11 protein-coding genes are annotated in these 9,767 nt (G+C 44.3%); 3 read left to right on the top strand and 8 right to left on the bottom strand.

The annotated features are described in order from the left end of the window. Positions 1 to 150 precede the first annotated feature (150 nt). The 4 genes from GGR07_RS13310 to mtaB all read right to left on the bottom strand — a co-directional run bounded on the left by GGR07_RS13310 (position 151) and on the right by mtaB (position 4,012). Positions 151 to 672: a methylglyoxal synthase gene (locus tag GGR07_RS13310; RefSeq protein ID WP_021643915.1), complete on the bottom strand. Its 522-nt coding sequence runs from the start codon at positions 670 to 672 to the stop codon at positions 151 to 153. 5 nt (positions 673 to 677) lie between these two features. After that, a complete protein-coding gene (locus tag GGR07_RS13305) occupies positions 678 to 1,706 on the bottom strand; it encodes a glycosyltransferase family 2 protein (protein ID WP_021643916.1) in 1,029 nt (342 codons plus the stop codon). Between the two features lie 100 nt (positions 1,707 to 1,806). Next, positions 1,807 to 2,691, bottom strand: a complete 885-nt coding sequence (locus GGR07_RS13300) for a lysophospholipid acyltransferase family protein (protein WP_034543865.1) — start codon at positions 2,689 to 2,691, stop codon at positions 1,807 to 1,809. Further along, on the bottom strand, positions 2,681 to 4,012 hold the full coding sequence (gene mtaB, locus GGR07_RS13295; RefSeq protein WP_034543864.1) for a tRNA (N(6)-L-threonylcarbamoyladenosine(37)-C(2))-methylthiotransferase MtaB: 1,332 nt from the start codon (positions 4,010 to 4,012) through the stop codon (positions 2,681 to 2,683). Before mtaB ends, GGR07_RS13300 begins: the two co-directional genes overlap by 11 nt. Before the next feature lie 110 nt (positions 4,013 to 4,122). Between mtaB and GGR07_RS13290 the strand changes: the two genes are divergently transcribed. After that, complete coding sequence (locus tag GGR07_RS13290) at positions 4,123 to 5,796, top strand: long-chain fatty acid--CoA ligase (RefSeq protein ID WP_021643919.1); 1,674 nt, start codon at positions 4,123 to 4,125, stop codon at positions 5,794 to 5,796. 154 nt (positions 5,797 to 5,950) lie between these two features. Next, positions 5,951 to 6,157: a hypothetical protein gene (locus tag GGR07_RS13285; protein WP_034543867.1), complete on the top strand. Its 207-nt coding sequence runs from the start codon at positions 5,951 to 5,953 to the stop codon at positions 6,155 to 6,157. Between the two features lie 365 nt (positions 6,158 to 6,522). Here the strand turns inward: GGR07_RS13285 and rplI are convergent, their stop codons facing one another. The 3 genes from rplI to rpsF are packed head-to-tail and all read right to left on the bottom strand — an operon-like array spanning position 6,523 to position 7,600. Next, positions 6,523 to 6,966, bottom strand: a complete 444-nt coding sequence (gene rplI, locus GGR07_RS13280; protein ID WP_021643921.1) for a 50S ribosomal protein L9 — start codon at positions 6,964 to 6,966, stop codon at positions 6,523 to 6,525. Positions 6,967 to 6,980: 14 nt separating this feature from the next. Continuing rightward, on the bottom strand, positions 6,981 to 7,253 hold the full coding sequence (rpsR, locus tag GGR07_RS13275; RefSeq protein WP_021643922.1) for a 30S ribosomal protein S18: 273 nt from the start codon (positions 7,251 to 7,253) through the stop codon (positions 6,981 to 6,983). Positions 7,254 to 7,255: 2 nt separating this feature from the next. Further along, entirely contained in the window at positions 7,256 to 7,600 is a 345-nt protein-coding gene (rpsF, locus tag GGR07_RS13270; RefSeq protein ID WP_021643923.1) for a 30S ribosomal protein S6, read from the bottom strand. A 493-nt stretch (positions 7,601 to 8,093) separates the two neighbouring features. Between rpsF and GGR07_RS13265 the strand changes: the two genes are divergently transcribed. Further along, positions 8,094 to 8,540: a MarR family winged helix-turn-helix transcriptional regulator gene (locus tag GGR07_RS13265; protein WP_021643926.1), complete on the top strand. Its 447-nt coding sequence runs from the start codon at positions 8,094 to 8,096 to the stop codon at positions 8,538 to 8,540. 525 nt (positions 8,541 to 9,065) lie between these two features. Here GGR07_RS13265 and rprY read toward each other — a convergent pair. Continuing rightward, positions 9,066 to 9,767 carry a response regulator transcription factor RprY gene (gene rprY / locus GGR07_RS13260; RefSeq protein ID WP_021643928.1) on the bottom strand — a complete coding sequence of 234 codons (702 nt, stop codon included), beginning with the start codon at positions 9,765 to 9,767 and terminating at the stop codon, positions 9,066 to 9,068.

The following is a 9,767-nucleotide window of genomic DNA, read 5'->3' as shown; positions in this document are numbered from 1 at the left end:
GGCGGGCTTTGAAAAAAAGGCGGCGGGCTTTGAAAAAAAGGCGGCGGGCTTTGAAAAAAAGGCGGCGGGCTTTGAAAAAAAGGCGGCGGGCTTTGGAATCAAACATTGTAATGTTTGATTCCAAAGCCCGCAAACCATCGATCGACCGACTTACTTTTGCCGTTTCTTTCTCTTGTCCACCGACTCCACGGCTTCGGTAACGACCGACTTGTTCTGAAAGCGTTTCGTATAACCGGAATAGTCGGGATGAATACGTTCATACTCAGCATCCATGAACAACGGACTGGAAATGATGTGATCGGCCGTAGAGCGGTTGCAACAGAAAACGATGTTTTCCACACCCGCCAGACGGGTCAGCGCCTTCACGTCGGTGTCGTGAGGTTGCAATGTCATCGGATCGGTAAAAAAGAAAAGATAATCGATCTGGCCTTCTACAATGCGTGATCCCATCTGCTGGTCGCCTCCCAGCGGTCCCGATTTCAAAATGGTGAAGTCCCACTCCACTTCGGGATGTTTCTTGGTCAAGGCTTCGAGAATCAGCGTACCCGTAGTGCCTGTGCAATAGAATTTATTTCCCATCAACAGTTCCGAGTTCCACAATACCCATTCGATCAGGTCTTTTTTCATCGCATCGTGAGCTACCAGCCCGATGCCTCTGCTTACTTGTTTCATATTATTTAGTTTTTTAAATGGGGCAGTTGCGAGAAACGCTTGCGCCCTCTCGCGTAAAACTGCCACAAAATACTGTTTTTTATACGTTCGGGAATCTGCTGCAATGAGGCCTTTCGCACGTTCTCCTCACGGGAAGGTGCAAAAGACGGGCGAAGCCGTTTGTACTCCCTGCGCGCGCGTATCACCTCGCGGGCATTGCTCCCCTGCCCTTTCAGCAGAAAAGCGAATGCCGCCACATAGTCCAACACGGCGCGTACGACCATCACCCGCGACAGCTCTTGCCGGGGAAGGTTTTTGTACAGCATCAGCAGATTGTTGCGGAAGTTGAGAAAAGTTTTGCGGGGATTCTCTTTTTTCAAGGTGGCGGCGCCTACGTGATAGACCGTGCTTTGAGGGATGCAGACAATGCTGCGTCCACGTGAACGCAACCGCCAGCACAAGTCGATCTCCTCCATGTGAGCGAAAAACCGCCCGTCCAGCCCGCCTACCCGACGGTAATCTTCGAGCCGGATGAAGAGCGCCGCCCCCGTAGCCCAAAAAACCGAAGAAACTGCATCATACTGCCCTTCGTCTTCCTCGACTGCCGACATCAGCCGCCCCCGGCAGAACGGATAGCCGTATCTGTCGATAAATCCGCCTGCCGCTCCGGCATATTCGAACAATTCTTTGCGGCGGTAGCTGCGTATTTTGGGTTGGCAGGCGGCCACCTCGGGGTGTGTATCGAGATAATCCGTCAGCGGCTCGAGCCAACGCTCCGTTACTTCCACATCCGAGTTGAGCAACACCGCATATTCCGCCTCCACCTGTTGCAAAGCCCGGTTGTATCCGTCGGCAAATCCGTAATTGCGATCCAGAAGAATCAGGCGGACAGCCGGAAACTCATTGCGCAGCATGTCCACAGAATCGTCCGTCGATCCGTTGTCGGCCACACAGACCTCTACGTTTTCAGCTTCCGAATGCCGAAGCACCGAAGGCAGAAAGGTACGGAGCATGTCGCGTCCGTTCCAATTTAAGATAACAACCGATACTTTCATATTCAATCCGTTTTTCCGGTTTATTCTCCGGTTTGTATTTTAAAATCCATTTCCGACAATAAGGAAACAGACGACATAAGTGCCGAGATTCTTTTCTTTATCAACATTCCGCCTGCGAAGCTTTCCAACGTTTGTGCGACCAAAGCCAATAAGCCGGTTCGCGACGAATAGTCTGTTCGAGACAACGAGCAAACGCCTCGGTGATTTCACCGTCTGCCGTCTCCTTCGGCTTCTCCGTCATCAACTTAAATTCCACTTCACAATAGCCTCTGCGTGTTTTGATGAGTTCGCAATAAAAAACCGGGAAATTCATCATCTTCGCAATCCGTTCCGCTCCGGTCAGAAAAGCCGTCTCTCGTCCCAGAAAGCGAGTCCAGTATTTATCGTCGCTGCTGGGCCACTGGTCGGTTATCAGCCCTACCGCCATTTTCTTTCCGTCGCGTTTCAGCCTGACAATCTCACGCGCGGTGGAATGTTTCGGGATATTGTATCCGCCGAACCGCGACCTGATTCGTTTAAACAACCGATCGAGATAAGGGTCTTTCAGCGGTTTATACACTTGAATGGGAACATCGCCCGGCTCCATCACGCTCCCCATGCCGATGATCCACTCATAGTTGGCATAATGCGGAATCATCAAGACAATTCCTCCGTATCGGGCGATAAAATCCAGATACTGCTCCGTATTCCTATATGTCATCCTTCGGCGAAGGTCTTCGGCAGACATGTGCAGAAGCTTCAGGTCTTCCATCAGATAGTCGGACAGATAGCGATAGAAGCGTTTCTCTATCCGCTTGATTTCATGCTTGCTTTTCTCCGGGAAAGAACGGTTCAGATTGTCGCGAACCACCCTTCTCCGGTATCTTGCAACGTAATACATCAGCAGATAATTCATACCGGAGAGGAAATACAACACGCGTAAAGGAAGAGACGATAAGAGCCACATTCCCGCATATACCAAATAATAAACCAGCTTAGACTTCATGTTCCGTCAGAATTGTGCCTTTAAGCGCTGTTTTATCTTCATTGAAGCCGCCCAAGCGAACGGCTATCACCTGATTATCCAGCGAGGCGTCGTTCTCTACTTCCACACGGATATAATTTTCGGTAAATCCGTGCATCGGAGAACCGGCTTTCGATTTTTCCATCAACACAGGCATCACCTGTCCGATATGGCGGGCATAAAATGCCTGTGTCTTTCCGTCTGAAAGAGCCAGCAAGCGTTGGCTTCGCCGGTGCTTTTCATCGGGCGAAACCACATGATCTATTTTCAGAGCCTGCGTACCGGGGCGTTCGGAATAGCTGAACACGTGCAGTTGGGTGATGTCCAGACTCTCGATAAAGCGGTAGGCTTGTTCGAAGTATTCGTCCGTTTCCCCCCTCGTGCCCACAATCACATCGACACCGATGAACGAATCGGGCATGATTTCTTTGATTTTTTCTATTTTGAAAGCGAAAAGAGCTGTGTCGTATCGGCGACGCATCAGTTTCAGCACTTCGTCGGAACCCGATTGCAATGGGATATGGAAATGAGGCATGAAGCGACGTGAGCGGGATACGAACTCAATGATTTCATCCGTCAGCAGATTGGGCTCGATGGAAGAGATGCGATAACGCTCGATGCCTTCGACCTCATCCAGCGCTTTCACCAGATCGAAAAAAGTCTCTCCGGTCGTTTTCCCGAAATCGCCGATGTTCACTCCTGTCAGCACAATCTCTTTTCCACCTTCGGCGGCAGCCTGCCGGGCTTGTTCCACCAGCGAGGCGATCGTGCCGTTACGGCTGCGTCCGCGCGCAAAAGGAATGGTGCAGTACGAGCAAAAATAGTCGCATCCATCCTGCACTTTCAAGAAAAAGCGCGTACGGTCGCCCCGAGAACACGAAGGCGCGAACGAACGAATGTCCTTGGTAGTCGTAGTAAACGCTTCTCCCTCTTCATGTTTCTGCAAATCGCCCAGATATTGGAGCAGGTCTTTCTTCTGTTCCGCTCCCAATACCACATCCACGCCTTTGATTTTCGCCACATCGCCGGGTTTCAGCTGTGCGTAACATCCGGTCACCACGACAAAAGCGCCGGGATGTTGCTTCACCAGCCGATGAATGGCTTGCCGGCACTTCTTGTCGGCCATTTCCGTCACCGAGCAGGTGTTCACTACACAAATATCCGCTTTTTCTCCTTTGCGTGCGGTACGGACTCCTGCCTCACGCAGGGTTTTACCGATTGTCGAAGTCTCCGAAAAATTCAATTTGCAGCCCAAAGTATAATAAACGGCTGTCTTATCTTGAAACACAGTGGTATCTATCATAAATCTGTCAATAATGCATATTTTATGCAAAGTTACACTATTTATCAGTAAAACACTTTAGGATACGAAAGTTTATTCCTACTTTTGCACAGTTTATCAAAAAACGTGCAATGATTAAAGAGAATTTTATCAAACTATACGAAAACAGTTTTCGTGAAAATTGGGATTTGCCCTGCTACTCCGATTACGGTGAAGAGACACAATACTCGTATGGTGAAGTGGCCGAAAGAATTGCCCGGCTGCATTTAATATTCAAATATTGCAGCCTGCGCAGAGGCGACAAAATTGCGGTGATCGGCAAAAACAACGCTCATTGGTGTATCGCCTATATGGCAACCATCACTTACGGAGGCATCATTGTTCCTATTCTGCAAGACTTTACGCCCAACGATGTCCATCACATCGTCAATCACTCCGAATCTGTCTTCCTGTTTACCAGCGATACTATCTGGGAAAATCTGGAAGAAGAAAAGTTGACCGGAATAAGAGGTGTGTTTTCCTTGAGCGATTTCCGCTGCCTTTACCAGCGCGACGGAGAAACTATACAGAAATTTCTGAAAAATCATGATAGAGAGATGCACCGTGCCTATCCGAAGGGGTTCACCCGCGAAGATGTACAATATACAACCCTGTCGAACGACAAGGTGATGCTGCTGAACTACACTTCGGGAACGACAGGATTCAGCAAGGGCGTAATGCTCACCGGAAATAATCTGGCAGGAAACGTAACTTTCGGCATCCGGACCGAGTTGCTTAAAAGAGGCGACAAGGTGCTTTCGTTCCTTCCGCTGGCTCACGCCTACGGATGCGCTTTCGACTTTCTTACGGCAACGGCGGTCGGCACGCATGTCACTCTGCTCGGAAAGGCGCCTTCACCCAAAATTATCATGAAGGCTTTTGAAGAAGTGAAGCCCAACCTCATCATCACCGTTCCGTTGGTCATCGAAAAAATCTACCGGAACATCATCCAGCCTCTTATCAATAAGAAAGGAATGAAATGGGCGCTGAATATCCCTTTGCTCGACGCTCAGATTTACGGTCAGATCAAGAAAAAACTCATCGATGCTTTGGGAGGGCGGTTTAAAGAAATCATCATCGGTGGCGCAGCCATGGACAAAGAGGTGGAAGAGTTTTTCCACAAAATCAAATTCCCTTTCACCATCGGTTACGGAATGACCGAATGCGGACCGCTCATCAGTTACTCTCCGTGGAATGAATTCGTTCTGGGTTCTTCAGGGAAAATACTCGACATCATGGAGGCCCGTGTTTACAAGAAGAATCCGGATGCGGAACTCGGAGAAATCCAAGTGCGCGGCGAGAATGTCATGGTAGGATATTATAAAAATGAAGAAGCGACACGCGAAGTGTTCAGCAAAGACGGATGGCTGCGCACCGGAGACCTCGGTACGATGGATGCCAACGGCAACATATTTATCCGCGGACGCCTAAAAACCATGATACTGAGTTCGAACGGACAAAACATTTTTCCGGAGGAGCTGGAAAGCAAGCTGAACAACATGCCGTTCATCCTCGAAAGTCTTGTCATCGAACGCAACAAGAAACTTGTCGCACTAGTATATGCCGATTATGAAGCGTTAGATTCACTCGGTCTCAACAATCCGGATAATCTGGAAACCATTATGAATGAGAACTTAAAGAACCTGAACGGAAGTGTAGCGGCATACGAGAAAGTAAGCAAGATACAACTCTATCCCACAGAATTCGAAAAGACTCCCAAAAGAAGTATCAAACGATATCTATACGACAGTATAGCAGTAGACTAATCGCTTCTGTAAGGCTTAAAAAGGATAAAAGGTACACTCTTTTATCCTTTTTTCTGAAAAAAAACGCCTTTTGGAGAACAACGTATTAAAAAAGTATATACCTTTGCAGCGTTTTAATAAAGCAATTGATTGTATTAATTTAAAAGCAAAGAAAATGAAAAAATTAGTTTTGGTAGCTGTAGCTATCGTAGCAGTATCATTCTCATCTTGTGGTAACAAAGCAGCAGATGCAGCAAAAGCAACTGCAGATTCAATCCGCATCGCTGATTCAATCGCAGCAGTAGAAGCAGCTGCAGCTGAAGCAGCAGCTGAAGTAGTTGATACTCTTACAGCTGATAGTGCAGCGGTTGTAGCTGAATAATTCAGAACAACACTGAGAGAATTGAAAGTCTGCCCATGCGTAAAAGCATGACAGACTTTTTTTATGCCTTTTCAGAACTTGTTAATTGCTTTCCTTTTCTTCGCCGACCTCTTCATAATCGAAAAGCGTTCTCTCCCTAACGACGCATGATTCGATATATACATACCATACAGTTGCAATATAAATTACGCCTTCCGTTCTCCCTTATAATAATAATGATTCTTCGGCCGCCACTCATTTCAAGCTCATGTTACAACTTACAAACATTACCGATATCGGTAATTTCATCAGAACGACATGAAAACAAACAATGGCGATTTCACTTTGAATGAACCGCCATTGCCTTATACTCGAAAAATCGTTTTTTATTCAGCTACTACTTCAAAAGGTATTTCTACAGAAACTTCTTTGTGAAGTTTTACAATTGCCTTGTAGTTACCGACTTCTTTCACAGCGTCTTTTACAACAATAATCTTTCTGTCGATTTCGTGACCCAATTTAGCCAAAGCCTCAGCAATCTGGATATTCCCGACAGAGCCGAAGATAGTACCGGTTGAGCTTACTTTTGTTGCAATAGTCAAAGAAACACCCTCCAGTTTTGCAGCTACTGCTTCAGCGTCTTTCTTGATTTTCTCAAGCTTGTGAGCACGCTGCTTCAACTCTTCGGCCAACATTTTCTTTGCAGAGGGAGAAGCAATTACAGCTTTTCCGGTCGGAATCAAATAATTACGACCATAACCTGATTTCACGTTTACGATATCATTCTTGTAACCCAAGTTTGCGATGTCTTCTTTCAATATAATTTCCATACTATTCCTCCTCCTTATTTCATCATGTCAGTTACATAAGGCAACAATGCCAAGTGACGAGCTCTTTTCACAGCCTGCGCGATACGACGTTGGAACTTCAAAGAAGTGCCTGTGATACGACGCGGAAGAATCTTTCCCTGTTCATTCAAGAATTTCTTCAGAAACTCAGGATCTTTGTAATCGATGTACTTGATGCCATTTTTTTTGAAGCGACAGTACTTTTTCTTCTTAACATCTACTGAAGGCGGAGTTAAATATCTGATTTCCGATTGATTTTGTTGCGCCATGATTAATCCTCCTTTTTGTTTGATTTAACATTTCTTCTCTTAGCTGCATATTCTGCGGCATATTTATCCATCTTGAAAGTCAAAAAACGGATAACTCGTTCATCGCGACGGAAGTTTATTTCCAACTTCTCAATTACAGCAGGAGCTGCATTGAACTCAATCAGCTGATAAAAGCCTGTAGATTTTTTCTGAATTGGGTAAGCCAATTTCTTCAATCCCCAGTTTTCTTCATTGATAATCTCAGCACCTTCTTTCTGAAGAAGACCTTTGAACTTCTCTACCGCTTCCTTCATCTGAACATCAGATAAAACGGGAGTTAAAATGAAAACGGTTTCGTATTGATTCATACTCGTTTTTAATTAATAAATAATTTAATTGATTTTTAAATGCGGGTGCAAATTTAGGGATTTTATCCGGAACTACCAACAAATACAGCCACTTAAATATCTTTTTATTGCATCCCAAAGCATTCATATCCTAATTTAATTCAAAAGACAATACTTTTTATACTTCACTTATTCGAAAAGAACTGCCTCTTTAAAATATATTCCACTCCAAGTCAGCGACTACTACTCGATTCTTAGAAAATTTTTCAAGTTCAATTCTACTGCTCTTCTGAGAAAAAATGAAAAAAAATCAAAGGAACTCTGAGCCAACCTCTTTTTATTTGGATTAAAATATAGGAATCCGGCAAATCAAAGAGAAGAAAAAAACAAAAACACATCCTCTAAAACACAAAAAGTGGAAAATGAGCATATTCTTAAGTCTTTTTTGTATTCTATGAATAGGAATTATCCTGAAAGTAGAGTATATTTGCAAAGTTGTTTAAACAATCATTTCATGGTAGAGCAATTCAATTTTGATATCCGACTTATATTTGCTATTCTAAACGGCAAAGTTTCTGCTGCGATCAATCGCAAGATGCATCGAAATTTCCGGCAAAATGGGCTGGAAATCAGCCCGGAGCAATGGACTGTTCTTATTTTTTTGTGGAAAAAAGACGGAATCACTCAACAAGAGTTGTGCAACGCAACTTTTAAAGACAAGCCCAGTATGACGCGCCTTATCGACAATATGGAAAAACAACACCTTGTTGTACGAATCTCCGACAAAAAGGACCGCCGTACCAACCTCATTCACCTGACCAGAAACGGAAAAGAGTTGGAAGAGAAAGCACATGTTATAGTCAACCAAACATTGAGAGAGGCCCTGCAAGGAATTACAATAGAAGAGTTAAGTGTAGGACAAGAAGTTTTGAAAAAGATCTTTTATAACACCAAAGACTAAATGGAAGAAGGAGCAAAAAGCTATTCATAAATCAATGAAATATCGCCTCATAATAGTTTTTTCACCTAATTTATTTCGCCCGTTAAAGAATTATGCTTTAATTTGTGATTGGAAAATAACAATCTATTAAAATACACACACATGAAAGGCTTATTAAAGAATCTGGGACTAATATTAATCGTGATCGGAGTAGTCATTCTGTTGTTATGCTCCTTGACTGGGAATGTAAACAACAACGTTATTCTGGGTAGTTCTATAGTACTTGTCGTATTAGGGCTTGTATCCTATATTGTTATTAACAAAAAGATCATCGATTAATTTGTAAGAAACAAATAAAAAAACCGAGAACACCTGTCTGGCGCTCTCGGTTTTTTTATTTATTTCCATCCTGTCCATCCACCAACAGAGGGAATTGACGTATATAGAATCTCCAAAACTGCCCCATCCATTCCGCGTGCTATTCGCCCATTGCAATATAAAATAGACTTTATATTCACATACCTCAGAACGGAAAAGCAAGAACTATTAGGATTCGACTTCAGGTGTAATGAGCTTATAGCCCTTACCATGAATATTGATAATCTCGATCGAATCATCCTCTTTCAGATGCTTGCGCAGTTTAGTGATGTATACATCCATGCTACGCGCATTGAAATAGTTGTCATCAATCCAGATGGTTTTCAAAGCAAAGTCGCGCTGCAATATCTCATTCGCATGAGCGCAAAGCAAAGCCAGAAGTTCCGATTCTTTGGTGGTCAGCTTCGTTTGCTTGTCTTCCGTAGACAATATTTGTTTCTGAGTATCGAAAGTAAACTTACCGATCTTATAAAGGTTGCTTTCCTTGTTTTTCTTCCCGCGCACACGCCTCAGAATCGCTTCAATTCTGAATGTCAGCTCTTCCATGCTGAAAGGTTTAGTGATGTAATCGTCGGCACCAATTTTAAATCCTTCCAGAATATCTTCTTTCAACGTTTTAGCAGTCAGGAAAATAATAGGAATTTCAGCATTGGCGGCACGCACATCTTGCGCCAAGGTAAACCCGTCTTTCTTGGGCATCATCACATCGAATACGCACAAATCGTATTTGTTTTTAAGAAAAGCCTTGTAACCGGCTTCTCCATCAGGATACAACTCGGCGGAATAACCTTTTGCCTGTAAATATTCTCTTAAAAGCATGCCAAGATTCTCATCATCCTCGCACAATAAAATACGCAATTTTTCGTCCAT

The sequence above is a fragment of the Bacteroides pyogenes genome (genome assembly GCF_014196225.1).
GTDB classification, from domain to species: domain Bacteria; phylum Bacteroidota; class Bacteroidia; order Bacteroidales; family Bacteroidaceae; genus Bacteroides; species Bacteroides pyogenes_A.
This window is presented reverse-complemented; position numbering and strand designations above follow the sequence as displayed.